We start from the raw sequence: 25694 nt of genomic DNA on the forward strand, positions 1-25694 counted from the left end.
CCCATCGCGCGGCAGCAAGACTGTAGACGGGGGGATGGCGATGGTCATGCGGTGGACAGTATCCGCTGGAACCGGCAAAGAAAATTAACGCCCTCGCTTTATTAGAAACATCATGTCCTCAGCACTGCCCCCGGCCGACATGTTCGCGGACGAGACACGGCGGTTAGCCGCGCTGCACGCGCTCGCGCTGCTGGATAGCGAACCCGAGCGCGATTTCGATGCGCTGGTGGCGCTGGCCGCAGAGATGCTCAATTGCCCGACCGCGATGTTGACGCTGGTCGACTCCGACCGGCTCTGGATCAAGGCATCGAACACCGGCGCGCGGGGCGAGATCGCGCGCGACGTCGGCATGTGTGCGCACACGATCCGGGGCAGCGGTCCGCTGGTCATCGACGACATGACGCTCGACCCGCGATTCGAGTCGAACCCGATGGTCGTTCCCGACAACGGCCTGCGCTTTTATGCGGGCGCGCCGATCCACGCGATCGACGGCACCGGCGAGCGTCACGCGATCGGCGCGCTATGCATCATCGATACCGCCCCGCGTAGCCTCAGCGACGCCGGACGGCGCGCGCTGCAGCATTTGGCGACGCTGGCCGAGACGACGATCGCGGCGCGCGCCGCCGCGCATCAGGCGATAACGATCGCGACCATCGCCGACCGGCAGGCCGCCGCGCTGGCTCGGCAGGACCGGATCTTTCGCCAGGCGGAGCGGATGGCGGCGTTCGGATCGTGGCGCGTCAATTTCGCCAACGACGATATCGAATGGTCGGACGGCGTCTATCACATCTACGGCCTGCCGATGTCCGAGCGGCCGACGATGGCGACGGCGATGGATTTCTATCCCCCGCATGCGCGCGCGGAGATCAGCGCCGGGTTGGCGCGCGCGGTCGAGACCGGGGCACCGCTCGATATCGAGGTCGATTTCACCACCGCGCAGGGTGAACTGCGCCGGGTCCGCGTGATGGGCGAATGCGAGGGCGGCGGTGACACGCCCGCCGCGCTGGTCGGCGTGTTCCAGGACGTGACCGAACGCCACGCGCTCGAAGTGACGCTGCGCCGCACCGCGGACACCGATTCGCTGACGGGAATCGCCAACCGGGCTGCGTTCGATCGTGCGCTGGACACCGCGATGCTCCGCGCGCACGAACAGGGCACGCCGCTGTTGCTGGCGCTGGTCGATCTCGATGGGTTCAAGGCGATCAACGATACGCTCGGCCATACCGCGGGCGACGACGTGTTGCGCGGAGTCGGACGCGTGCTCGAAGCGCCGTGGCTCAAGGGCAGCTTTGCCGCACGGCTCGGCGGCGACGAGTTCGCGGTGATCGTCGACGATCCGGTGCTGGCCACCTCGATGAGCCACGTCCGCCGGCGACTCGAGGAGGCGCTGCGCTTTCCGATCGCGATGGGCGGACTGGCGATGGTCAGTGCCGGCACGGTCGGGATCGCGATGCTCGATCACGACTGTCACACGATCCGCGATTTCGTCCACCGCGCCGATACGATCCTGTATCAGGCGAAACGCGAGCGGGTCGGCGAGCGCCGACGCTCCGATCGAAAGACCGCGGCCTAGCTCTCGGCGCCGCCTTCCAGGCCGGTGTGACGCACAGGTCGCGTAGGCGGTTCACGCGGAGTCGATCTGTCCCCATATACCGAGACGATGTCGTCCCGCGCCCGTGTCCTGATCCTCAACGCCGCCCTCGGGCCGCTCGACTACCGCGTGCCTGCCGGCATGGACGTCGGGCCGGGCTCGATCGTCGTCGCGCCGCTCGGGCCCCGGCAACTGCTCGGCGTGGTGTGGGAGGCGGAGCGGATGCCGTCGGATGCGGAGGTCGGCGACAACCGGTTGCGCAACCTGCTCGCGGTCGCCGACGTGCCGCCCTTGGGCGCGCCGCTGCGGCGGCTGGTCGAGTGGACTGCGGACTATTACCTCGCGCCCGCGGCGTCGGTGTTGCGGATGACGCTGGCCTCTACGTCGGCGCTAGAAGGCGCGCGGACGGCTATCGAGTATCGTTCGACGGGAGTCGTGCCGCCTCGCCTTACGCCGCAGCGTGAGCAGGCGTTGGAGCGGATCGGTGATCGCCAGGGCCTGATCCGCGAGCTTGCCACGCTGGCGGAGGTCAGCGATGCGGTGATCCGCGGGCTGGTGAAGGTCGGTGCGATCGAGGCGGTCGAGGTGAGTATCGACGCCCCCTACCCCGCGCCCGATCCGTCGCATCACGAGCCGGTCCTGTCCGACGACCAGCGCGCGGCGGCGGATGCCTTGGTTGCGGGGGTGGCGGAGCACGCGTTTCACCCGACGCTGCTCGACGGCGTCACCGGGTCGGGCAAGACTGAGGTGTATTTCGAGGCGGTGGCGCAGGCGATCCGCGACGGGCGGCAGACCTTGGTGCTGCTGCCCGAGATCGCGCTGACCGAGCCGTTCTTGAAGCGCTTCTACGACCGGTTCGGGTGCGAGCCGATCGCATGGCATTCGGGGCTTCGCTCGACCCAGCGGCGGCGCGCCTGGCGCGCGATTGCCAGTGGTGAGGCATTGGTGACGGTTGGGGCGCGGTCGGCGCTGTTCCTGCCGTACCGAGACCTTGGGCTGATCGTCGTCGACGAGGCGCATGAGACCAGCTTCAAGCAGGAAGAGGGCGTGCATTATCACGCGCGCGACGTTGCGGTGATGCGCGGCAAGTTCGAGGGGTGCCCGGTCATCCTCGCCTCCGCGACGCCGGCAATCGAGACGCGGCAGCAGGTCGTGACGGGGCGTTACGCGGAGTTGAAACTGCCGGGGCGGTTCGGGGCGGCGGAGATGCCGACGATCGAGCCTATCGACCTGATCAAGGAACCGCCCGAGCGTGGACGCTGGCTCGCACCGCGTCTTGTGAAGGCGATGCAGGCGACCTTGGAGCGGCGCGAGCAGTCTCTGCTGTTCCTCAACCGGCGGGGCTATGCGCCGCTGACGTTGTGCCGGACCTGCGGGCACCGGTTCCAGTGCCCGAACTGCACCGCTTGGATGGTCGAGCACCGTCTCACGCGACGGTTGGCGTGCCACCATTGCGGGCATGCGGAGCCGACGCCGCGGGTGTGTCCGGAGTGCAAGGGCGAGGATACGCTGGTCGCCTGCGGACCGGGGGTCGAGCGGATTGCGGACGAGGTGACGGCGCTGTTCCCCGAGGCGAAGACCGCCGTCGTAACGTCGGACACGATCTGGTCGCCGGCCAAGGCGGCGGAGTTCGTCGGGCGGATGGAGGCGGGGGATATCGACATCGTCGTCGGCACGCAGCTGGTGACGAAGGGGTATCACTTTCCGAACCTCACCTTGGTCGGCGTGGTCGATGCGGATCTCGGGCTCGACGGGGGCGACCTGCGCGCGGCCGAGCGCACGTTCCAGCAGATTCGGCAGGTGTCGGGGCGTGCGGGGCGCGGCGAGAAACCCGGCCACGTGTTCATCCAGACGCATAGTCCGGGGGCGCAGGTGATGCAGGCGCTGATCACCGGCGATGCGGATGCATTCTATGCGGCGGAAACGGACGCGCGGAAGGATGCGGGGGCGCCGCCGTTCGGGCGCTACGCCGCGATCGTGGTGTCGTCGGAGGACCAGGGGTGCGCGCACGATACGGCCAAGCTGGTGGGGCGGAGTGCGCCTGAGGTCGAGGGGATGCACGTGTATGGGCCTGCGCCAGCGCCGCTGGCGATGCTGCGGGGGCGGCACCGGTACCGGCTGCTGGTCCATGCGCGGCGGGCGCTTGATGTGCAGGATGTCATCCGGGAATGGCTGGGGAAGCTGGACTGGCCGTCGAAGGTTCGCGTGACGGTGGACGTCGACCCGTATAATTTCCTGTAACGGCGCCCCACCCGTCATCCCAGCGAAGGCTGGGATATCATTGTGGCGGGTGCTGCGACCCGGAACGGGGAGATCCCAGCTTTCGCTGGGATGACGGACTGGCGGGGCGCGGCTGGCCGGCGCAAGCTCGCAAGCCGATAGACGTCTGCCTGCATATTTTCTTTGGAGCGCGTCCCCTCTCACGACCGTCATCCCGGCGAACGCTGGGATATCATCGGGGCGGGTGCTGCGACCCGGAACGGGGAGATCCCAGCTTTCGCTGGGATGACGGTTTGAGGGGCGCGGCTGGCCGACGCAAGCTCGCACGCCGGTAGACGTCTGCCTGCATATTTTCTTTGGAGCGCGTCCCCTTTCACGACCGTCTTCCCAGCGGAAGCTGGGATATCATCGGGGCGGGCGCTGCGACCCGGAACGGGGAGATCCCAGCTTTCGCTGGGATGACGGTTTGAGGGAGCGTTCGCCGGCTCAAATCGAGGCAGTTTGTTCACCCGCGAAGGCGGGTGCCCAGTCTGGGTCCCTGCCTTCGCGGGGAAACAGTCTTATTAGATGCGCTTACTCGCCGGCGTGTTCGGCGAGGACGGTCAGGCCCTTGGCGTTGACCTCGGCGAAACCGCCCTTGATCGCGATGACCTCGGGGGTGCCGTTCTGCGTGCGGAAGATCTGCACGCCTCCGTCGCGGACCGTCGACATGAAGGGCGCGTGGCCTTCGAGGACGCCGAAATCGCCTTCGGTGCCGGGGACGACGACCATGTAGACCTCCTCCGAGCGGACGAGCTTTTCTGGCGTGACGAGTTCGAAATGCAGCATGTCTATCTTCTCACTCCCTCCCCTTCAGGGGAGGGTTGGGGTGGGGGAGTGCGGCAGGCGCGACGCTCGCGGTCAGGCCCCACCCCAACCCTCCCCTATAGGGGAGGGAGCTAAGCTTAAGCCTCGGAAGCCATCTTCTCGGCCTTGGCGACGGCTTCGTCGATGCCGCCAACCATGTAGAACGCCGCCTCTGGCAAGTGATCATACTCGCCCTCGACCACCGCCTTGAACGACCGGACCGTATCCTCGAGCTGGACGAACTTGCCGCTGATGCCGGTGAAGACCTCGGCGACGTGGAACGGCTGGCTCAGGAACTTCTGGATCTTACGCGCACGCTGGACGGTGAGCTTATCCTCTTCCGACAGCTCGTCCATGCCGAGAATCGCGATGATGTCCTGCAGCGACTTGTACTTCTGTAGCGTCGACTGGACGGCACGCGCGGTGTCGTAATGCTCCTGACCGACGACGCGGGGCTCGAGCAGACGCGAGGTGGAATCGAGCGGATCGACCGCCGGGTAGATGCCCAGCTCCGAGATCGCGCGGTTGAGGTTGGTCGTGGCATCCAAGTGAGCGAACGACGTCGCCGGTGCCGGATCGGTGAGATCGTCTGCGGGAACGTACACGGCCTGCACCGAGGTGATCGAGCCCTTGTTGGTCGACGTGATGCGCTCCTGCAGCGCGCCCATGTCGGTCGACAGCGTCGGCTGATAGCCTACCGCCGACGGGATGCGACCGAGCAGTGCCGAAACCTCTGCGCCCGCCTGCGTGAAGCGGAAGATGTTGTCGACGAAGAACAGCACATCCTGGCCTTCGACGTCGCGGAAATACTCGGCGATCGTCAGGCCCGACAGCGCGACGCGGGCGCGTGCGCCTGGCGGCTCGTTCATCTGGCCGAATACCAGCGCGACCTTCGAGCCTTCCGACTGCGGATTGCCGTCGGCATCCTTGGCGATCACGCCCGCGTCGAGGAACTCGTGGTACAGATCGTTACCCTCGCGGGTACGCTCGCCGACGCCCGCGAACACCGAGGTGCCGCCGTGACCCTTGGCGATGTTGTTGATCAGTTCCTGGATCAGCACGGTCTTGCCGACGCCGGCGCCGCCAAACAGACCGATCTTGCCGCCCTTCGCGTATGGCGCGAGCAGATCGATGACCTTGATGCCGGTGACCAGGATCGCGCTCTCGGTCGACTGGTCGACGAACAGCGGTGCCGAGGCATGGATCGGGGCGGTCGTCTCTGCGCCGACCGGACCGCGCTCGTCGATCGGCTCGCCGATGACGTTGAGAATGCGGCCGAGCGTCTTCGGGCCGACCGGCACGCGGATCTGCGAGCCGGTGTCGGTGACGGTCTGGCCGCGGGTCAGACCCTCGGTGGCGTCCATCGCAATCGTGCGAACGGTGTTCTCGCCGAGATGCTGCGCGACTTCAAGCACGAGCCGGTTGCCGTTATTGTCGGTTTCGAGCGCCGACAGAATGGCGGGCAGGTTGTCGGGAAAATGCACGTCGACGACGGCACCGATCACCTGCGAGATGCGGCCGGTGTTGTTCGTGGCCTTCGAGCTGCCCTCGGTCGGGCGGATGTCTTCAGCGGCGGTTGCCATCACACTATCCTTGGGTCTTGTTGTTGGCCGGGCTGGTAGCCGGAGAACGGGTAAAAGTCACGTCCACGCGCGCCGGCGTGGTGTTGGTAGCAGGGACGATCGCGACCTTGGCGGGCGCAGCATCGAGCGGCTGGCCGAGACGGATCGCCCGTAAGAGGTCGGGCGACGCCTTGATCTTGAAGCGGCCGAGAAACTCGCCGACGGTCTGCGCGAGCCGCATCCGTGCGGTGGTCGCATCGACCAGATCGGTCAGCGTCAGCGTGTAGGTCACTGTGTCGATCGCCGCGGCGGTCTTGCCGGTAACAGCGACCGAGGTCGTGTTGGGCTTGGCCGCGTTGGAATTGGAGAACATCCGCGGCTGGCCGGTCGCGATGAAGCCACCGTCCTTCGCCGCATACTCGCTCACCGCGAAGCCCGCCTGATTGATCGCGCCGATCGTCTCCTGGGGAGCGCCGAACAGCCGGTCCCAGCCCGACAGCGTCGCGACGGAGGCGGTCTGCGCCGCCTCCTGCTCGCGCACCGACGGTGCCGGCTTGCCGCAGCCTGCCAGCATCACAGTCAGGGTCAGGGCGACCGCGAACTTCATTTCAGCGCTTCGGCACCCGAGATGATCTCGACCAGCTCGGTCGTGATCGCAGCCTGACGCGTACGGTTATACTGGATCGAGAGACGCGTGATCATGTCGCCGGCATTGCGCGTGGCGTTGTCCATCGCGTTCATGCGCGAGCCCTGCTCCGACGCTGCGTTTTCGAGCAGCGCGCGGAAAATCTGGATCGCGACGTTGCGCGGCAACAGGTCGGCGAGGATCGCTTCCTCGTCAGGCTCATACTCGACCACGGCCTCTGCTGGCGCGCCCGGCTTGGCTTCCGCGCCGGGGATCGCCGAGAGCGGGATCGGGATGATCTGGATGCCGGTCGGGACCTGCACCAGCGCCGAGACGAACTTCGCGTAGAACAGGTGCGCGACGTCGAACTGGCCTTCGCCGAAGCGCTTGATCAGGTCCTCGGAGATTTCCTGCGCGTCGCTGAACGCGAGCCGCTTGATCTGGCCCATCTCGTGATCGGCGAGGATGTCGTTCGGGAAGAAGCGCTTGATCACGCGCCCCTTCTTGCCGGCGACGTAGAACTTCACCGTCTTGCCCGCCGCGATCAGTTCCTCAGCCTTGCGGCGCGCCGCGCGGACGATGTTGGTGTTGAACGCACCGGCCAAGCCACGCTCCGACGTCGCGATGACGATCAGGTGGACCTGGTCCTTGCCGGTGCCCGCGAGCAGCGGCGAGGCGCCCGGCGCGATGCCGACTCGCCCCGCAAGGCTCGCCATCACCGCTTCGAGGCGCTCGGCATACGGACGCCCGGCGACCGCCGCGTCCTGCGCACGGCGCAGTTTGGCAGCGGCGACCATCTTCATCGCCTTGGTGATCTTCTGCGTCGACTTCACCGAGCCGATGCGGATCTTGAGGGCTTTCAACGACGCCATTTAGTTTCCTACCTCGTCATCCCAGCGAACGCTGGGACCTCGTGCCGCAGACCGCTCGCTAGCGGCCTGAGACCCCAGCTTTCGCTGGGGTGACGGTCAATTATGCAAACGTCTTCGCGAACGCTTCGAGCGCTGCCTTCAGCTTGTCCTTCGCCTCGTTACCCAGGTCGCGGGTATCGCGGATCAGCTTCAGCACGTCGGCATGGTTCGCGCGCATGTCGGCCAGCAGCGCCTGCTCGTAGCGGGTCACGTCGGCGACCGGCACCTTGTCGAGATAGCCGCTGGTGCCGGCGAAGATCGACACGGTCTGCTCTTCGAACGGCAGCGGCGAGAACTGGGCCTGCTTCAGCAGCTCGGTCAGGCGAGCACCACGGTTGAGCAGCTTCTGCGTCGACGCGTCGAGATCCGACCCGAACTGCGCGAACGCCGCCATCTCGCGGTACTGCGCCAGCTCGAGCTTGATCGAGCCCGACACCTTCTTCATCGCCTTGGTCTGAGCCGCCGAACCGACGCGGCTCACCGACAGGCCGACGTTGATCGCCGGGCGCACGCCCGAGAAGAACAGGTCGGTCTCGAGGAAGATCTGGCCGTCGGTGATCGAGATCACGTTGGTCGGGATGTACGCCGAAACGTCGCCCGCCTGAGTCTCGATGATCGGCAGCGCGGTCAGCGAGCCGCCGCCGTTCGCGTCCGACATCTTCGCCGCACGCTCGAGCAGGCGGCTGTGGAGATAGAACACGTCGCCCGGATACGCTTCACGGCCGGGAGGACGACGCAGCAGCAGCGACATCTGGCGATAGGCGACGGCCTGCTTCGACAGATCGTCGTAGCAGATCAGCGCGTGCATGCCGCGATCGCGGAAATACTCGCCCATCGCGACGCCGGTGTAGGGCGCGAGATACTGCAGCGGTGCAGGGTCCGACGCGGTCGCGGCGATGACGATGGTGTATTCCATCGCGCCGTTCTCTTCGAGCGTCTTGACCAGCTGGGCGACGGTCGAGCGCTTCTGGCCGATCGCGACATAGACGCAATACAGCTTCTTCGACTCGTCGTCGCCGGCGTTGGCGATCTTCTGGTTGATGAACGCGTCGATCGCGACGGCGGACTTGCCGGTCTGGCGATCACCGATGATCAGCTCGCGCTGGCCGCGGCCGACGGGAACGAGTGCGTCGATCGCCTTCAGGCCGGTCTGGACCGGCTCACTGACCGACTGACGCGGGATGATGCCCGGCGCCTTCACTTCGACGCGGCTGCGCTCGGTGGTGTGGATCGGGCCCTTGCCGTCGATCGGGTTGCCGAGGCCGTCGACCACGCGGCCGAGCAGCTCCTTGCCGATCGGCACGTCGACGATCGTGCCGGTGCGCTTGACGATGTCGCCTTCCTTGATCTCGGAATCGCTCCCGAAGATCACGACGCCGACGTTATCGGCCTCGAGGTTGAGCGCCATGCCCTGCACGCCGTTCGAGAATTCGACCATCTCGCCGGCCTGGACGTTGTCGAGGCCGAAGATGCGCGCGATGCCGTCGCCGACGCTCAGCACCTGGCCGGTCTCGCTGACCTGGGCCTCGGTGCCGAAATTGGCGATCTGATCCTTGATGATCTTCGAGATTTCTGCGGCGCGGATATCCATTAGCTTAGCCCTTCATCGCGTGCGCGAGAGTGTTGAGACGCGTCTTGATCGACGAATCGATCATCTGGCTGCCGACGCGGACGACGAGTCCACCCAGCAACGATGGGTCGACGCTGAGGTCGACGGAAACTTCACGGCCGACCCGCTGGCGGAGCTGATGCTTCAGCTCGATCACCTGCTCGTCGGTCAGCGGATGCGCGGACGTCACCTCGGCGGCGATCTCGCCGCGATGCTGCGCGGCAAGTGTCCGGAATGCCTTGATGATCTTCGGCAGCGCGCCGAGCCGGTGGTTCTCGGCAAGCACGCCGAGGAAGCTCTTGGTGGTCGCATCGACGCCGAGTTCGTCGGCGACCGCGGAGACCGCCTTCACGGCGGCGCCACGCGAGACCATCGGGCTCACCGTCAGATTGCGGAAGTCCTCGGACTGCGCGAGCGCGTCGCGCACGTTCGCCAGGCTCGACTCGACCGCATCGATCGTCTTCGCGTCACGCGCGAGTTCGAACAGGGCCAGCGCATAACGCCCGCCTAAGCTCGCCTGAATACCGCCGGATGTCTCCACGGAACCTCTATCCTCGCCTGCAACGAATAACCGACCCAAAGGAAGAGAGGGCGCGAAAGCACCTCTCCTGGGACGCGGCGCGGTTAGCATCGGGTTGTCGGATTGGCAACCCGGCGGGAGGGTCAGGGCGGTGGGTTTGTGACTGTTTTGTCATTCGTGTCGAGCCGGCCACCGTTCCTATGTCATCCTCGCGAAGGCGGGAATCGATATCCTACGGACCCAGCGCTTTCGCCGCACGGCCTGCCACTATGGGTTCCCACCTCCGCGGGAATGACGGTATTGGACAGGCGTTACGACCAATCGACGAGGACGAGAGAATGACCGGCACGATGGAAACGATGACGATGTCCGACGGCGCGAGCGTCGCGGTCTATCACGCGCAGCCGACCGGCGAACGCCGCGGTGGCCTCGTGCTCGTGCAGGAGATTTTCGGCGTAACCGACCACATCCGCGACCTCTGCGACGAATACGCCGCCGACGGTTACGAGGTCCTGGCCCCCGCCCTGTTCGACCGCGAACACCCAGGCTTCGAGGCGGACTATTCGGGCGAGGGCCTCGCCCGCGGCGTCGAACTCGCGCGCCAGCTTCACCCGTTCGACCTGTCGCTGAAGGACGTCCAGACCTGCATCGACACGCTCGCCCCCGCCGGGCCGGTGTTCGTGGTCGGCTATTGCTATGGCGGCTCGGTCGCGTGGTTTGCCTCGACCAAGCTGACCGGCGTCGCGGCGGCGAGCGGCTATTACGGTAGCATGATCCCCGCCGCGGCGGACGAGGAGCCGAAGGTTCCGGTGATCCTGCACTTCGGTCGCCACGACCACGGTATCCCGATGGAGGGCGTCGAGCAGGTGATCGCGAAGGATTGGCCGAACGCGACGGTGTACGTCTACGAGGCGGGCCACGGGTTCAATTCGGACCGCCGGAAGGATTACCACGAGCCGAGCGCGGACTTGGCCAAACAACGCACGCTAGACCTGTTCCGCGCTAACGGCGGCTGAGCCACTTCATTCCCTTTGGCACCACCCCGGCGAAGGCCGGGGCCCAATTGGAAAGGTGGCAATAATTGAGGGATGCGCTCCGTTAGCAACGTCCCTCAATTGGACCCCGGCCTTCGCCGGGGTGGTGGCTCTGGTAGAGGGGCTAAAGGACAGTCGAAGGCCTCGGCGCAGGCCGGCACTTCAGACGCGAAGGCCACCCCTTACTTCCTTGTTCTCCCGCGAAGGCGGGAGCCCAGTCTGGGTCCCCGCCTTCGCGGGGAAACAATTCTTTGCCGCTCGGTCGAGGTCACTCGCCCGGGAAATCAGCCCCAAGGCTGTCCTCCTTATGCGCCTCGATCTCCTTCAACCGCTCCGCCAGCTTCTTCGTCACAGCATCATACCCCCAAGCGCCCAGCACCAGATGCCGCGGCGGGTTCGCGTTCTCGGTCAGCGCAATCATAGCCTCGCCGGCCCGCACCGGGTCACCCGCCTGAGTCCCGCTCACCTCGCGCGTTCCGTCGAGCCGCTTACCCGCCGTGTCCGCATAGTCGGCGATCTTCACCGGCGTCTGCTTCAATGAACGCCCGGCCCAATCCGTCCGGAACGGTCCCGGCTCAACGCACGTCACGTTGATCCCGAGCGGCTTCACCTCGGCGAGCAGCGCGTCCGACCACCCCTCGACCGCGTGTTTCGACGCGGCGTAATAGCCCGACCCCGGGAACCCAACCTGGGCCGCGACCGAGGTGATGTTGATCACATGCCCGCTCTTCTGCGCGCGCATCACCGGCAGCACCGCGCGAGTCAGCGCGAACAACCCGAACACGTTCGCATCGAACTGCGCACGGATTTCGGACTCCTCGCCCTCCTCGACCGACGCCTGATAGCCGTATCCCGCATTGTTCACGAGCACGTCGATCCGCCCGAACTTGGTCTTAGCCTGCGCGACCGCATCGTCGATCTGCGCCTGCTCCGTCACGTCGAGCGACACCGCCAGCGCACGATCCTCCGCACCCTCCGCCAGATCGGCAACACGGCCCGCATCCCGCGCGGTAACGACGGCACGCCAACCTCGCGCGAGCACGAGCTTGGCAAGTTCGCGACCGAAACCGGTCGAGCAGCCGGAAATGAACCAGACGGGCGTGTCGGAGGCCATGAGACATCTTTCGTTATGGGGTATGCGTGGAGGAACGGCTGGCCCGGCGATTGGCTCCGCTTTGACCGCAAGCCACGGGATGCACGCGCGGCGACAGCGCCTATAACTACGCGATGACCACCGCCCCTGCCCTCGACACCGACATCGCCTGGACAGCGTTCGAAACCCGCGACCGCGGGTGGGACGGCCGGTTCGTCGTCGGCGTCAAAACCACCGGCATCTACTGCAAGCCAAGCTGCCCCGCGCGCCACCCTAAGCGCGAGAACGTCACCTTCCACCCCGACCCGCCAAGCGCCCGCGCCGCCGGTTTCCGCGCGTGCCTGCGCTGTACCCCGGACGAGGTCGGCCGCGACCGCATCGCCGTCGCCGCCGCCACCGCGCTGCTCGAAGCCGCCGAAGACCGGCTTTCGCTGGACCAAGTCGCGGCCAAGGTCGGTTACGCGCCACATCATTTCCACCGCCTGTTCAAACGCGCCACCGGCGTCACCCCCGCCGCCTACGCGCGTGCGCTCCGCACCGGCCGCGCGGCCAATGCTCTATCGGAGGACTCGACCGTGACCGAAGCGATCTACGACGCCGGCTATTCCGCCCCCAGCCGCTTCTACGAGGCCGACGCGAAACGGCTCGGCATGGCGCCCAGCGCCTGGGCACGCGGCGGCGAAGGCGTCATGATCCGGTGGACGGTCGCCGACACGAGCCTCGGCGCACTGTTCGTCGCCGCCACCGACAAGGGCCTGTGTCGCGTGTCGTTCGATGAAGATGCCGAAGACCTCCGCCGCCGCTTCCCCAACGCCACGATAGAACCGGGCGACGCGGCGCTCGCCAACCTAGCCGCGCAGGTGGTTGCCGCCGTCGAATCCCCCAAGCGCGACCAAGACCTCCCGCTGGACGTCCGCGGCACCGCCTTCCAGGAGGCGATCTGGCAAGCCTTGCGGACCATCCCGATCGGCGAAACCCGCACCTACAGCGAACTCGCTGCGCTTGCCGGACGCCCCGCCGCGGTCCGCGCGGCCGGCACCGCCTGCGGCCAGAACCCGGTGTCGATCGTCATCCCCTGCCACCGTGCGCAGCGGATCGGTGGTGCGCTTGGCGGCTATGCCTATGGGCTCGACCGCAAACGTGCTCTCCTAGCCTCCGAAGCTCAGCGCGCCGACTTGCAGGAATAGACGAGCTTCTCGTTCGGCAGCGGCGGCAACACCGCACGCACCGCCGCCTGCTGGCCCGCAAGCCGACCCAGCGCCGCATCGTCCATGTTGCAGACGTTAGGCACGACACCGCGCGCGGTCCGCGCCGCGGTCATTCCCGCCGCCGACAGCAGATAGCGCGTGTTCGAATAGACGCGCGTCGCCGGATCGAACGACAGGACGGACACGGTCTGCTCGGCATCGGGCACCAGCACGCGGTCCCATCGCCCGTTCGCCTCGACATATTGCGTCTTGCCGTTGACGCAGCCCTTCGCGCCCCAGTCGATCGGCACGTCGTCGCTGGACGAGATCGTGATGCGGCTGCGCTCGGGGATCAGCGTGCACATCAGCTTGCCGAGCGCCGCATCGGGCGTCGAGATCCGCGTCTTCGGCAGCGCCGACAGCGGCACGTCGACCTCGCCCGATGGCCGCAACACGAACACGACGATCGCGACCAGCACGCTCAGACCGCCGACGCCCAGCGCCCACACTGCCTGCCTTCGCTGGCCGCGCGATTCGAGCAGCCCCGCGCTCCCGATCACCAGCGCACCCGCCACCAGCAACAGCCCGGCGATCGCCATCACGTTCTCGCGGCTGCGCGACGCCTCGGTCCGCGCCTTCTCCAGCGCAACCTCGCGCGCCATCGCGTCCTGCGTCGCCGCGTCGCGCTTGGCGGACGCCGCATCGGCGGTGGCGCGCGCGTCCGCGTCGCTATCCTGCCGCAACCGATCCTCGATCGACGTACAGCCCGTGCCGATCGACGCGTAGGGCTGTTTCGCGTCGTGCAGGAAGCCCGCCAGCTCGGTATCCGCAATCGCGAAGCCGAATGTCGAATCGCCCTCTTCGCCGCGCGTGATCGCCGAGTTCACGCCGATTATTCGGCCGCAGCGATCGAGCAAAGGCCCGCCCGAATTGCCCCGTGCGATGCTGGCGGTATGGAGCAAGACCTCGACGCTGCTCAGCACGCGCCGCCCGGAGAGCACACCCTCCGACCGCACCGGTGTCATCGGCCGAATGTAATCCGCCGCCGACCGCGCGGTCGCCAGGTCGACATTGCCGGGGAAGCCGAGCGACACCACCGCATCGCCCTCGCTCATCGGCCCGGTATAGAGCGCGCTTGGCGGCAGGCGCGCGCCGGTGAACTCGATCAGCGCCAGATCGCGCTGCGAATCATAGGCGATCACCTTGCCCTGATACGACTTGGTCCCCTCCGTGGGGACGATCCCGACGACGACATTATCGGGATAGCGCTCGGCGAGATCGACGACGTGCGCGTTGGTGACGATGCGGTTGGGCGCGATCGCGAAGCCGCTGCCATGACCGAAACCGACCACCTGATCGTCGACCACCGCGATCGTCACGACGCGCACCACGCCGCGCCCGGTGGCGGCGATGTCGTCGGCAGACGCGGAGCTCGCCAACCCGAAAGTCAGCGCGAGAAGGAGCAGCAGGCGGATCATTCCCCAGCCTTCGGGGAGTTCTCGACCGCGATCAACCCTGCAGCCGATCCGACGACACCCACCACTCCGGCACCATTCCGGTTTGGTTAGCGAATTATCAAGCCTTCGCGCTTAACCCTGTCTGCACTTATCCGGGGATTTGGGCATGAGTGCATTCGGGCGTCGTAATGGCATGAGCGGGGGGCAAGCGGCTCGGCCCGCATTCGGCGTCGCCCGTCCTATGCAAGGCGGCGGCCCCGCGCCGCGATCCGAGCCCGAGGGCGGGTCGCAATTCCCACCGATCGAATCGATGCCGATGCCCGGCGAATCCGACGGCTTCGGCCCCGGCACGATGCCCGGCACGCAGATGGACGCGATGCAGCGCCTGTCCGACCGCCAGAACGCGAGCGGCGAGGCGGGCAACAGCCGCGTCGAGGGTTTCGAGCAGTCGATCCACAAGATCAAGGAACAGGTACTCCCGCGCCTGCTCGAACGCGTCGATCCTGAGGCGGCAGCGACGCTCGGCAAGGACGAACTCGCCGAGGAATTCCGCCCGATCATCGGCGAAGTGCTCGCCGAACTGAAGCTGACGCTCAACCGCCGCGAACAGTTCGCGCTGGAAAAAGTGCTGGTCGACGAACTGCTCGGGCTCGGGCCGTTGGAGGAGCTGCTGGCGGATCCGAACATCACCGACATCATGGTGAACGGGCCGGAGCAGACGTACGTCGAGCGCAAGGGCAAGCTCGAGCTCGCGCCGATCCAGTTCCGCGACGAGGAGCATCTGTTCCAGATCGCGCAGCGGATCGTGAACTCGGTCGGGCGTCGCGTCGACCAGACTTCGCCGCTCGCCGATGCGCGCCTCAAGGACGGCTCGCGCGTCAACGTGATCGTGCCGCCGCTGTCGCTGCGTGGGACGGCGATCTCGATTCGTAAATTCTCGGCCAAGCCGATCACGCTCGACATGATGGCGGGGTTCGGATCGATGTCGCCGAAGATGGCGACCGCGCTGAAGATCGCAGGGGCGTCGCGATTCAACGTGGTCATCTCCGGCGGTACCGGTTCGGGCAAGACGACGATGCTCAACGCGTTGTCGAAGATGATCGACCCCGGCGAGCGCGTGCTGACGATCGAGGATGCCGCCGAACTTCGCCTGCAACAGCCGCACTGGCTGCCGCTCGAAACGCGGCCGGCCAATCTGGAGGGTCAGGGCGAGATCTCGATCCGCGATCTCGTCAAGAACGCGCTGCGTATGCGGCCTGACCGGATCATCCTGGGCGAAATTCGTGGCTCCGAGTGTTTCGACATGCTCGCGGCGATGAACACCGGTCACGATGGCTCGATGTGCACGCTCCACGCCAACTCCCCGCGCGAGGCGCTCGCGCGTATGGAGAACATGGTGATGATGTCGGACATCAAGGTGCCGAAGGAAGCCATCTCGCGGCAGATCGCGGACTCGGTCGAGCTGATCATCCAGGTGAAGCGCCTGCGCGACGGTTCGCGACGCGTCACGAACATTACCGAGGTGATCGGCATGGAAGGCCCGGTGATCGTCACGCAGGAGCTGTTCAAGTTCGAATACATGGACGAGTCGGCGGACGGGAAGATCCTGGGGGAATACCGGTCGATGGGGTTGCGGCCGTATACGCTGGAGAAGGCCAAGCAGTTCGGGTTCGACCAGGCGTATCTGGAGGCGTGCCTGTAAGGCGTTTTTTTTGGCGCCCTTAACCTCCCAATACCACCCCGGCGAAGGCCGGGGCCCAGTCGGCAAGGTGGTAATAACGAAGCGCAGTCCGCAGTTGGCGACGTCTCCCAACTGGGCCCCGGCCTCCGCCGGGGTGGAGTATTTTCTAGGCGCTGCGCACCTTCGCGGTTTCGATAGTCGGGAAAGCTGCCCGGTTGGTTTCGACAGCCTCGAGCCTGCCGTCCTCATATAAAGGTGCAACCCCAACGATCCTCCCCCGCCAGGGGGAGGTGTCGCCGAAGGTGACGGAGGGGGAGGACGCGCAACAGACGGGATTCCTTTCCGCCCCCTCCGACTGGCAAGCGCCAGCCACCTCCCCCTTGCGGGGGAGGATTGTCATTCGGCTTTCGCGCTCAAACCGAGAGAAGATTGTTTCCCGGCGAAGGCGGGGACCCAGACTGGACTCTTGCCGTCGCCGGAGAACATGGACGCGTGGACCGTCGCTAGTCACTAGCCACGAGTCACGTCCTTGCAGCGAGGGGTAGGCAGCTTCTTCTACGGGCACGCCCCGCCCCCGCTTGTACGCAGCGACCGACCCGCTAGGGACACCCCTACATGCGTCGCGCCCTGCTAGCCCTCGTCCCGCTGATCGCGGTCCTCTTCGTCTCGGCGCGCGAGCCCTCGAAATCGGCGACGGCGCCTGCCATCTCCCCGGCCGCGCGAGATCGCGGCGTCTATCGGCTCGCGACCGATGCCGAGGCGCGCTGGATTCCGTTCGACCTTACCCCGGGCAACCAGATCCGCTTCACGATGCAGCTTGACGGACGCGACGTCACCGCGATCCTCGACACCGGCGTCAGCTACAGCTTGCTCGCCAAGGCCTCCCCCGCGCTCGACACCGCCAAGCTGATGGCCGGCGGCAGCGCGACCGCGATCGGCGGATCGGTTGCGCTCGGATGGATGCCGACGCGCACGATCGCGCTCGGCGGTCTTGCGCGGATCGGCGGCGGCGTGACCGTCGCCGACCTGCCCGCGATCGCCACCGGCAGCATGTCAGCCGTCGACCTGCTGGTCGGCGCAGACATGCTCGCCGGCCACGCGCTCGACATCGATTATACCGCCAAGCGCTTTCGCCTGCTCCGCTCAGGGCGCCTGCCGTTCAAGGGCGAAACCGCGCCGCTCCGCGTTTCGACCGAGCGGAGCGTCTACGAAAGCACGATCACGCTGGGGGGCAGACGCCTCGCGCCGATCGTGGTCGACACCGGCGACGGCTCGTCGGTCACCGTTACGGCCGCGGGATGGCAGGCGGCGAACCTGAAGGCGTTGCGCACGACCAGCGCGATCTCGTTCGGGCTTGCCGGCCCGGCGGTCAGCGGCCTCGCGATCGTCCCCGAGATTAGCGTCGGCGAGATGGTTGCGCGCGAGGCCGAAGTCCGGATCGAGCCCGCGGGCGGCTTCTCGCAGGCGATCGGCACCGCAGGCCGGATCGGCTCGGGATTTCTCCAGAACTACCGCGTGCTGCTCGACCCCGGCGCACGGCGGATGGTATTCAGCCGCGGTCCCAAAGCCGACCTGCCACCGCCGCGATCGACCAGCGGCTTGCTCATCGGCATCGAGAAGGACCGGCTGAAAGTTCTCCATGTCATGCGCGGCGGCCCCGCGGCCGCGGCGGGCTGGAAGGACGGCGATCTGATCTGCAGCATCGACGGCGTGCCGATCGCCGCGGACTATGCGACCAGCCCGATCGCGGCATGGTCGGCGGGCGCGCCGGGTCGGATCGTCACGCTCGGCTTGTGCGACGGCACTGTGCGACGGCTCGAACTGACGCATTTTTATTAGGACTGCCCATGTTTAGCCTGCGTCACCGATCGGGGCAGGCTTTTGTCCTGCTCCTCATCGCCTTCGCCCTCCGCAGCCCGTTATTCGGCAATCCGGTGATCCATAGCGACGAGCAATTCTACCTGCTGGTCGGCGATCGCCTGCTCCACGGGGCGTGGCCGTTCGTTGATATCTTCGATCGCAAGCCGGTCGGCCTGTTCCTGATCTTCGCCGGCATCCGCAGCGTCGGCGGTAACGGCATCGTGATGTATCAGCTTGCCGCGACGCTCGTTGCGGCGGGGACGGCGTTCCTGGTCGGTCGCATCGTGCACCGACTTACCGCCCCCGGATCGCCCGCGCGCCCCGGATCGCCCGCACGCTCCGGTTCGCCCGCGCGATCCTCTGCGACGGCATCCACGGCAGAGCTCGGCGCCGGCCTGATCTACCTCGTTTGGGTGATGATCTTCGACGGCGCAGGGGGGCAATCCGCGATCTGGGGCAACGCGCTCATGGCCAGCGCCGCGTTGCTGGTGCTCGGCCGCGATGCCGACGATCGTCGCGTCGGTTCGCGCGGGGTCGGCGCCATGCTGCTGGTCGGCCTGGCGATGCAGATCAAATATACCGCGATGTTCGAGGGGATATTCTTTGGTCTGGTCCTGCTCAAACAATCCCATGAAACCGACCGCTCGATCGCGCGCCTGATCCGCAACGCCGCGTTCTGGGTCGCCGCGGCGCTGTTACCAACCGCGATCGCTTGGGTGGCCTATGCGTTGGCGGGCCACAACGACGCGTTCGTGTTCGCGAACTTCCTGTCGATCTTCGGCCAGCAGAACGACGACGGTTTCGGCTCAAGCCTGTTGAAACTGGCGGGCGCGCTCGCGTTGAGCGGTCCGCTCGTCGTGCTGGCGTGGTGCAGTCGGCGATCGGCGCCGTTCGCGATGGGCTGGCTCGTGGCGGCGGGTCTCGCCGTCGTCATCATGCGCAACTTCGAGCTGCTGTACCTGCTACCCGTCGCGCTTCCGCTCGCCGTCGCCGCAGGCACCGGCCTGGCTCACGTTTCGACACGCGCACGCCGCAGATCGCTGATCGCGGTGCTGCTGTTCGGCATGGTCGCGGCGGCAGTCCTCGGCGGGATACGCGTCGCCCGTCGCGGTACGGCCCGACAGCTCGCCGCACTCGTCCACATGGTCGGACAGCATCCCCCGGGCTGCCTGTTCACGTTCGGCAGCGAACCGATCCTCTATTATCTGACGCAGTCTTGCTTGCCGACGCCGTACATTTTCCGCAGCCATCTCAGCCGGATGACCGAGGCGCATGGCCTGGGCATCGATCCGGCCACCGAGACCGCGCGCCTGCTCGCCGCCAATCCCGGCGTGATCGTCGTCCGTGCGGACAAAGCCGATACCAACCCCGCAACCCGGGCACGCGTGGCGGCGGCCATCGCCGACCGCTATCGATTGGTGGGCGTCGTGAAGGTCGGCGCCTTGCCGCACACGGTGTATCGCCTGAACCGCTGAGCCGTCAGGACTTGAACGCGAGCCCGATCGTGACCGCGAGGGCAATCAGCGCGAGCATCTGGACGGTCGGCCAGTCGACCCAGCCGACCGAGTCCGGATCGCGGCGCCGTCGCCGGCGTCGTTCGCCGAACCCGGCGGCGATGGCTAATGCGGCGAGCCCGCCACTCGCGCTCCACAACACCGCGCTCATCGTTCAGCCGAGCTTCTCGACCTTTTCCTGCAACTTGGCGAGTTCGCTGCGCAATGCTGCAATCTCGTCGTCCTTGCTGGCGGCTGGGGCCGGCGTCGTCGCGGCCGGCGTCATCGCCTGCGCGGCGACGTCGAACATCGCGAGGTTGCGCTTGGCGATATCGGCGAACGGCGAGTTGGCGAACGCACCCTCGACCGCGGACTTGAACTGATCGTGGTTGCGGCGGAAGCTGTCCATCGACGCTTCCAGATAGCCCGGCACCATCGTCTGCATCGAGTCGCCGTACATCGAGATCAGCTGGCGCAGGAAGTTCACCGGCATCATCGTCTCGCCGCGGCTCTCCTCCTCCATGATGATCTGCGTGAGGACGTTGTGCGTGATGTCCTCGTCGGTCTTCGCATCGACCACCTTGAAGTCGCGCCCCTCGCGGGTCATCGTCGCGAGATGATCCAGCGTGATGTAGGATGACGACTCGGTGTTATAGAGCCGCCGGTTGGCGTACTTCTTGATGATGACGATTCCGTCGGCAGCCGGTTGCTTCTTCATGGATCCCCCGTCTTATGTTTGAAACGGAGGCTACAGTCTTTGATGACGCACCGCAACAAGGTCCGAGGCCCTTACCCTTGTTCCTCAATGTGCTGCGCAGCGAGACCGCAGCATCGCCCGAACGGATGGCGCGCGCGCTAGCCGGATTGCGCGCCTATCAGGCCGCACCACGAGAGAAGCGGGCCGATCCGATGCCCGCAATTCACCGCGCAGGTCGAGTTTCGTTGCGCGATTACGGTGGCAGTGGGCGCCCCATCGTGTTCGTCCCATCGCTGATAAATCCGCCTGACATCCTCGACCATTCGCCCGCGACTTCGCTGGTGCGATGGATTGCCGCGCAGGGATTTCGTGTCTGGCTGGTCGACTGGGGATCGCCCGGCAGCGACGACCGCGACCTCGATCTGGCGGCGCATGTCGAGCGCTTGCTGGTCCCGTTGCTCCAGGCATTGCCCGAACCGCCGGTACTGGTCGGCTATTGCCTCGGTGGTACGCTGGCGCTGGGCGCCGCCGCGATTACCCCTGTGGCCGGCGTCGCGACGATCGCGGCACCGTGGCATTTCGCGGGCTATGACGAAGGCCGTCCCACACTCGCCGCAACCTGGGCCGCGGTAAAACCCGCCGCGGCGATGCTCGGCCTGCTGCCGATGGAAGTCCTGCAAGCCGGCTTCTGGCAGCTCGACCCGGCCCGTACGATCGCCAAATACGAAGCGTTAGCCGATCTCGCCCCCGACAGCGACGCAGCGCGCGCGTTCGTCCGACTCGAGGATTGGGCGAACGCGGGCGCCCCCCTCCCCTACGCTGCCGCCGCGTCGCTGTTCGAGGACTGCATCGCCGACGATCTTCCCGGCAAAGGCGGCTGGGTCATCGCAGGCACCTCGGTCGATCCGCTCACACTCGCCTGCCCGACCGTCGAGTTCGTCTCGCTGAGCGATCGTATCGTCCCCGCCGCCACCGCGATCGGCCTCGCCGACCGCCGCGATCTTGGCGCAGGGCATGTCGGCATGATCGTCAGCCGCAGCGCCCGCGCGCGCCTCTGGGAGCCGCTCGCCAACTGGATCGCCGCGCTCGGGTGACCTACATGGGGTCCAACCATAGAGGATCCTGACATGACCGATCTCCCCACCGACGTCGTCATCACCGCTGCCAAGCGCACGCCCGTCGGCAGCTTCCTGGGGGCCTTCGCCACCACGCCAGCGCACGAACTCGGCCGCATCGCGATCGAGGCCGCGCTCGAACAGGCAGGCGTTGCCGGCGAGGACGTTTCCGAAGTGATCCTCGGCCAGGTCCTCACCGCGGCGCAAGGCCAGAACCCCGCGCGCCAAGCGTCGATGGCGGCGGGCGTACCGAAGGAAATCCCCGCCTGGGGGGTCAACCAGGTCTGTGGCTCGGGCCTGCGCGCGGTCGCGCTCGCGGCACAGGCGATCCAGACCGGCGACGCGACCATCGTCGTCGCGGGCGGCCAGGAATCGATGTCGCTCTCCGCGCACGCACAGTCGATCCGTGGCGGGCAGAAGATGGGCAACCTTGCCCTTGTCGACACGATGGTCAGCGATGGCTTGACCGACGTCTTCAACGGCTATCACATGGGCATCACCGCCGAAAACCTCGCCGAGCAATACCAGGTCACGCGCGGTGAACAGGACGCCTTCTCGGTCGCCTCGCAGAACAAGGCCGAGGCGGCGCGCGGATCGGGCCGTTTCAAGGACGAGATCGCCCCCGTCACGATCAAGGGCCGCAAGGGCGACACGGTCGTTGCCGACGACGAATACATCCGCGCCGGCGCGACGATCGAGAGCGTCTCGGGCGTAAAACCCGCGTTCAAGAAGGACGGCACGGTGACGGCGGCGAACGCAAGCGGCCTCAACGACGGCGCCGCCGCGCTGGTCATGATGCGCCGCGACGAAGCCGAACGCCGCGGCTCGACCATCCTCGCGACGATCAGGAGCTGGGCCTCGGCCGGCGTCGACCCGTCGGTGATGGGGATCGGCCCCGTCCCCGCCACCCGGCGCGCGCTGGAAAAGGCCGGCTGGACGCTGGGCGATCTCGACCTGATCGAAGCCAATGAGGCGTTTGCCGCGCAGGCGCTGTCGGTCGGCAAGGAACTCGGCTGGGACGCGAGCAAGGTCAACGTCAACGGCGGCGCGATCGCGATCGGCCACCCGATCGGCGCGAGCGGCGCGCGCGTCCTGACGACGCTGATCTACGAGATGCAGAAGCGCGACGCGAAGAAGGGACTAGCCACGCTCTGCATCGGCGGCGGCATGGGCATCGCAATGTGTATCGAGCGGTAAGGGCCTCTCCTCTACCGGCCGCTCTTCCCGGGGCGGCCGGTAGAGGACCATGATCGGCAATAGCGCGCGCCCATACCGGTCAGCAGCTCATATTGCGACATGCCCGACAGTGCCGCGGCGTCGGGCAGTGCGAAGTCGAGCGCGATCCATGCGCCTTCCCCAATATCCGCGGCCCCCGTCACGTCGATCGCGAGAAGGTCCATCGACACCCGGCCGATCACGGGTACGCCGCTGCCGCCAACCGACCCGCTACCGCGATCCGAAAACCCGCGGAAATAGCCGTCAGCATAGCCCAGATTGATGATCGCCACCTCGGTGTCGCGGGAGGCGGTCCAAGTCGCGTTGTAGCCAACGGTATCACCTGCCGCGACGCGACGGCGTTGCAGGATCTGCGCTTCGGGGGTCACGACCGGCCGGACCACGCTGGCCAGCTCACCACGGGGAATGCCGCCGTACAGCGCCAATCCCGGCCGGGTCAGGTCGAATGCATAGCCTTCGAGCGCGATACCCGCGGAGTTGGCGAGGCTCATCCGACGCGCCGATGTTCGTCCGGCCAGCCCGGCGAACGCCGCACGCTGGACCGCGTTCATCGGCGAGTCTTCGTCGGCGCAGGCGAGGTGGCTCATCAGCGTTTCGATTTCGACACCGTCGAGCAGGCCGCTGGCGATGTCGTCTGTCGAGATCCCGAGGCGGTTCATGCCGGTGTCGACCATGACGTCACACGGGCCTGCCCCCGCGGCTTTCCAGCGGGCGACCTGGGTGGAGGTGTTGAGGACCGGGCGGGCGAAACCGGCGGTGGCGGCGGGCATGTCCTCGTCGCGGACGCCGTGGAGGACGGATATCGTTAGGCCCAAGGGCGCGAGTTCGGCGGCTTCCTGCCAGTTCGAGACGAAGAAGTCGCGGCAGCCGGCGTTGGCGAGGCGGCGGGCGACTTCGATCGCGCCGAGGCCGTAGCCATTCGCCTTGACCGCCGCGCCGCATGCCGCGGTGCCGCTCATGCGGTCGAGCGTACGCCAGTTCTGGACGAGGGCGTCGCCGTCGAGGCGCAGGCGGAGGGGGGCGGGAATGTCGATCACCCGGCGCGGGATAGTGAACCGGGCCCGGCGCGTCGATGATCTTTCACCCCGCCAGCCCCGACTTGGCCCCGATCCACCGGACGTGTCGCGTGGCTAGCCGACCTCGACACGCCCGACCGGGACCAGCAGGCGGCGGCCGCCATCGTCGAGCGGCGCGACGCGGACGCCGAACACGCGGGCGAGGATGTCGGCGGTCATCACCTCGGCGACCGGGCCGAACGCGACGACGCGACCGTCGGCGATCAGCAGCGCGTCGTCCGCAGCGCGCTGCGCCTGGACGAGGTCGTGGAGGACGATCGCCACCCCTGCCCCGCCGCCCGCGTAGGCGCGCAGGCGGGCGAGCAGGTCGATCTGGTGCGCGGGGTCGAGGCTGGCGAGCGGTTCGTCGGCGAGCAGCCAGCGCGGTTCGCCTGCCAGCACGCGCGCGAGCAGGACGCGGGCGCGCTCACCGCCGGAGAGTTCGCCGACCGGGCGATCGGCGAGGTGCGTGGTCTCGGTATCGTCCATCGCGCGGTCGACGGCGTCACGGTCTTCGGGCGACGGGGCAGCATGGGCGCCTAGGTGCGGAAGGCGGCCGAGCGCGACGATGTCACGCGCGACGATGTTCCAGTGCACCGTCGCGTCCTGCGGGAGGTAGCCGATCGCGCGGGCTCGGGCGCGCGGGTCCATCGTCGCGACGTCCTGCGTGTCGAGCCGGACACTGCCGGTGCTCCGGTCGACGAGCGCGGCGGCGGCCTTGACGAGCGTGCTCTTGCCGGCGCCGTTGGGGCCGAGGATCGCGGTGACTCGGCCGGGGCGGAGATGCGCGGAGACGTCGTGGAGGACGGTGCGCTTGCCGAGCTTCACGCTCAGCGCGTCGACGATCAGATCCATGCGCGGCCTCGTTCCTTGACCAGCAACCCCAGGAAGAACGGCGCGCCGATCAGCGCCATCGCGACGCCGAGCCGGACTTCGCCGGCGCCGGGGGCGAGGCGGACGAGGCTGTCGGCGGCGAGCACGAGCGCGGCTCCACCGAGCGCCGAGGGGAGCAGTAGGGCGCTCGGGCGGTGGCCGAAGATCGGACGCAGCAGATGCGGGACGACGAGGCCGACGAAACCGATCACGCCGGTCACCGCGACGCCGGCGCCGACCACGAGCCCGGTGCCGAGTACGACCAGCCATCGGACACGGCCCATCCGTATCCCGAGCGATCGCGCCGCCGCCTCGCCCAGCGAAAGCGCGTCGAGCGAGCGACCGGTGAGCATGAGCAGTACGCCGCCGAGCAGCATCGGCGGCAGGGCGAGCGTGATATCATCCCAGCCGCGATCGGTGAGGGCACCCATGATCCAGTCGATCACCTCGGCGACCGCATAGGGGTTCGGCGCGATCGAGATCAGGAATGCGGTCAGCGCACCGGCGAGGCTGGCGAGCACGGTGCCGGCGAGGATGAAGGTGATCGCGCTCGGCGACCGCCACGTCAACGCGGCGAGCAGCGCGACCGCGCCGCCGGCGCCGAGCATCGCCGCGGCGAAGATGGCAGGTCCCGACCCAAGCCCGAAAATGATCGCGGCGACCGCGCCGAGTGCTGCGACCGACGATATGCCGACGACGGCGGGGTCGGCGAGCGGGTTGCGGAGATAGCCTTGCAGGACCGCGCCCGACAGCCCGAGCGTGGCGCCGAGCACGAGGCCGAGTACCGCGCGTGGCAGGCGGAGTTCGAGGATGATCCACCAGCGCGGGTCGCTCGAGAACCACGCGTCGAGCGGCACCCAGACTTTCCCGCAGCCGAGCGACAGGCCGAACAGGAGGATGACAAGGACGCCGAGGGTGATGAGTTTGGGCGTGCGGGTCATCACAGGTCCACCGCAAGCATACCGACGACTGCCGCCACCCCGGCGAAGGCCGGGGCCCAATTGGGGGACGATCGTGACGGCGTGCAGC

The 25694-nt window shown here is 67.2% G+C and carries 22 protein-coding genes; 9 read left to right on the top strand and 13 right to left on the bottom strand.

What is annotated here, in order from left to right; genetic code table 11:
* The first annotated feature begins 112 nt into the window (after positions 1-112).
* Both U1763_RS08015 and U1763_RS08020 read left to right on the top strand, forming a co-directional pair.
* Positions 113-1573 (top strand): sensor domain-containing diguanylate cyclase, encoded by a 1461-nt coding sequence (locus U1763_RS08015; RefSeq protein WP_332754791.1) that lies wholly within the window; start codon positions 113-115, stop codon positions 1571-1573.
* Between the two features lie 87 nt (positions 1574-1660).
* A complete protein-coding gene (locus U1763_RS08020; protein ID WP_332754792.1) occupies positions 1661-3832 on the top strand; it encodes a primosomal protein N' in 2172 nt (723 codons plus the stop codon).
* A gap of 552 nt (positions 3833-4384) precedes the next feature.
* On the opposite strand, the gene U1763_RS08025 is transcribed toward U1763_RS08020, so the two are convergent.
* The 6 genes from U1763_RS08025 to U1763_RS08050 all read right to left on the bottom strand — a co-directional run bounded on the left by U1763_RS08025 (position 4385) and on the right by U1763_RS08050 (position 9905).
* Positions 4385-4639 carry an ATP synthase F1 subunit epsilon gene (locus U1763_RS08025; RefSeq protein ID WP_056065173.1) on the bottom strand — a complete coding sequence of 85 codons (255 nt, stop codon included), beginning with the start codon at positions 4637-4639 and terminating at the stop codon, positions 4385-4387.
* Between the two features lie 116 nt (positions 4640-4755).
* The gene (gene atpD / locus U1763_RS08030) at positions 4756-6240 is read right to left on the bottom strand and encodes a F0F1 ATP synthase subunit beta (RefSeq protein ID WP_056055325.1); all 1485 of its coding nucleotides are present in this window, start codon (positions 6238-6240) and stop codon (positions 4756-4758) included.
* Between the two features lie 4 nt (positions 6241-6244).
* Positions 6245-6826, bottom strand: a complete 582-nt coding sequence (locus U1763_RS08035) for a hypothetical protein (RefSeq protein ID WP_332754793.1) — start codon at positions 6824-6826, stop codon at positions 6245-6247.
* Positions 6823-7716, bottom strand: coding sequence for a F0F1 ATP synthase subunit gamma (locus U1763_RS08040; RefSeq protein ID WP_056065178.1), 894 nt, complete (start codon positions 7714-7716; stop codon positions 6823-6825). The genes U1763_RS08035 and U1763_RS08040 overlap by 4 nt, the downstream gene beginning before the upstream one ends.
* A gap of 100 nt (positions 7717-7816) precedes the next feature.
* Entirely contained in the window at positions 7817-9346 is a 1530-nt protein-coding gene (atpA, locus tag U1763_RS08045; protein ID WP_055873607.1) for a F0F1 ATP synthase subunit alpha, read from the bottom strand.
* A gap of 4 nt (positions 9347-9350) precedes the next feature.
* Complete coding sequence (locus U1763_RS08050) at positions 9351-9905, bottom strand: F0F1 ATP synthase subunit delta (protein ID WP_060527190.1); 555 nt, start codon at positions 9903-9905, stop codon at positions 9351-9353.
* 317 nt (positions 9906-10222) lie between these two features.
* Between U1763_RS08050 and U1763_RS08055 the strand changes: the two genes are divergently transcribed.
* Positions 10223-10900, top strand: a complete 678-nt coding sequence (locus tag U1763_RS08055; protein ID WP_332754794.1) for a dienelactone hydrolase family protein — start codon at positions 10223-10225, stop codon at positions 10898-10900.
* A gap of 286 nt (positions 10901-11186) precedes the next feature.
* Here U1763_RS08055 and U1763_RS08060 read toward each other — a convergent pair whose 3' ends face one another.
* A complete protein-coding gene (locus U1763_RS08060; RefSeq protein ID WP_332754795.1) occupies positions 11187-12032 on the bottom strand; it encodes an oxidoreductase in 846 nt (281 codons plus the stop codon).
* A gap of 113 nt (positions 12033-12145) precedes the next feature.
* Here U1763_RS08060 and ada point away from each other — a divergent pair, with 113 nt between their 5' ends.
* On the top strand, positions 12146-13198 hold the full coding sequence (gene ada, locus U1763_RS08065) for a bifunctional DNA-binding transcriptional regulator/O6-methylguanine-DNA methyltransferase Ada (protein WP_332754796.1): 1053 nt from the start codon (positions 12146-12148) through the stop codon (positions 13196-13198).
* On the opposite strand, the gene U1763_RS08070 is transcribed toward ada, so the two are convergent.
* Positions 13174-14676: a S1C family serine protease gene (locus tag U1763_RS08070; RefSeq protein WP_277983402.1), complete on the bottom strand. Its 1503-nt coding sequence runs from the start codon at positions 14674-14676 to the stop codon at positions 13174-13176. The two genes, ada and U1763_RS08070, sit on opposite strands and share 25 nt — an antisense overlap.
* 145 nt (positions 14677-14821) lie before the next feature.
* Between U1763_RS08070 and U1763_RS08075 the strand changes: the two genes are divergently transcribed.
* The 3 genes from U1763_RS08075 (at position 14822) to U1763_RS08085 (ending at position 19671) form a co-directional block, all read left to right on the top strand.
* Positions 14822-16357, top strand: coding sequence for a TadA family conjugal transfer-associated ATPase (locus U1763_RS08075; protein WP_332754797.1), 1536 nt, complete (start codon positions 14822-14824; stop codon positions 16355-16357).
* 594 nt (positions 16358-16951) lie between these two features.
* Entirely contained in the window at positions 16952-18175 is a 1224-nt protein-coding gene (locus U1763_RS08080; protein ID WP_332754798.1) for a pepsin/retropepsin-like aspartic protease family protein, read from the top strand.
* 8 nt (positions 18176-18183) lie between these two features.
* Entirely contained in the window at positions 18184-19671 is a 1488-nt protein-coding gene (locus tag U1763_RS08085; RefSeq protein WP_332754799.1) for a glycosyltransferase family protein, read from the top strand.
* Between the two features lie 4 nt (positions 19672-19675).
* On the opposite strand, the gene U1763_RS08090 is transcribed toward U1763_RS08085, so the two are convergent.
* Both U1763_RS08090 and phaR read right to left on the bottom strand, forming a co-directional pair.
* On the bottom strand, positions 19676-19861 hold the full coding sequence (locus tag U1763_RS08090) for a hypothetical protein (RefSeq protein ID WP_332754800.1): 186 nt from the start codon (positions 19859-19861) through the stop codon (positions 19676-19678).
* A 3-nt stretch (positions 19862-19864) separates the two neighbouring features.
* Positions 19865-20407 (bottom strand): polyhydroxyalkanoate synthesis repressor PhaR, encoded by a 543-nt coding sequence (phaR, locus tag U1763_RS08095; protein WP_107961437.1) that lies wholly within the window; start codon positions 20405-20407, stop codon positions 19865-19867.
* A gap of 77 nt (positions 20408-20484) precedes the next feature.
* Here phaR and U1763_RS08100 point away from each other — a divergent pair, with 77 nt between their 5' ends.
* Positions 20485-21480, top strand: a complete 996-nt coding sequence (locus U1763_RS08100; RefSeq protein WP_332754801.1) for an alpha/beta fold hydrolase — start codon at positions 20485-20487, stop codon at positions 21478-21480.
* 33 nt (positions 21481-21513) lie between these two features.
* Complete coding sequence (locus U1763_RS08105) at positions 21514-22698, top strand: acetyl-CoA C-acetyltransferase (protein WP_332754802.1); 1185 nt, start codon at positions 21514-21516, stop codon at positions 22696-22698.
* A gap of 11 nt (positions 22699-22709) precedes the next feature.
* Here U1763_RS08105 and alr read toward each other — a convergent pair whose 3' ends face one another.
* The 3 genes from alr to U1763_RS08120 all read right to left on the bottom strand — a co-directional run bounded on the left by alr (position 22710) and on the right by U1763_RS08120 (position 25606).
* Positions 22710-23765: an alanine racemase gene (alr, locus tag U1763_RS08110; protein WP_332754977.1), complete on the bottom strand. Its 1056-nt coding sequence runs from the start codon at positions 23763-23765 to the stop codon at positions 22710-22712.
* A 102-nt stretch (positions 23766-23867) separates the two neighbouring features.
* Positions 23868-24647 (bottom strand): ABC transporter ATP-binding protein, encoded by a 780-nt coding sequence (locus U1763_RS08115; protein WP_332754803.1) that lies wholly within the window; start codon positions 24645-24647, stop codon positions 23868-23870.
* Positions 24638-25606 carry a FecCD family ABC transporter permease gene (locus U1763_RS08120; protein ID WP_332754804.1) on the bottom strand — a complete coding sequence of 323 codons (969 nt, stop codon included), beginning with the start codon at positions 25604-25606 and terminating at the stop codon, positions 24638-24640. Before U1763_RS08120 ends, U1763_RS08115 begins: the two co-directional genes overlap by 10 nt.
* Positions 25607-25694: the final 88 nt, after the last annotated feature.

Source organism: Sphingomonas sorbitolis (genome assembly GCF_036663875.1).
GTDB lineage: Bacteria > Pseudomonadota > Alphaproteobacteria > Sphingomonadales > Sphingomonadaceae > Sphingomonas.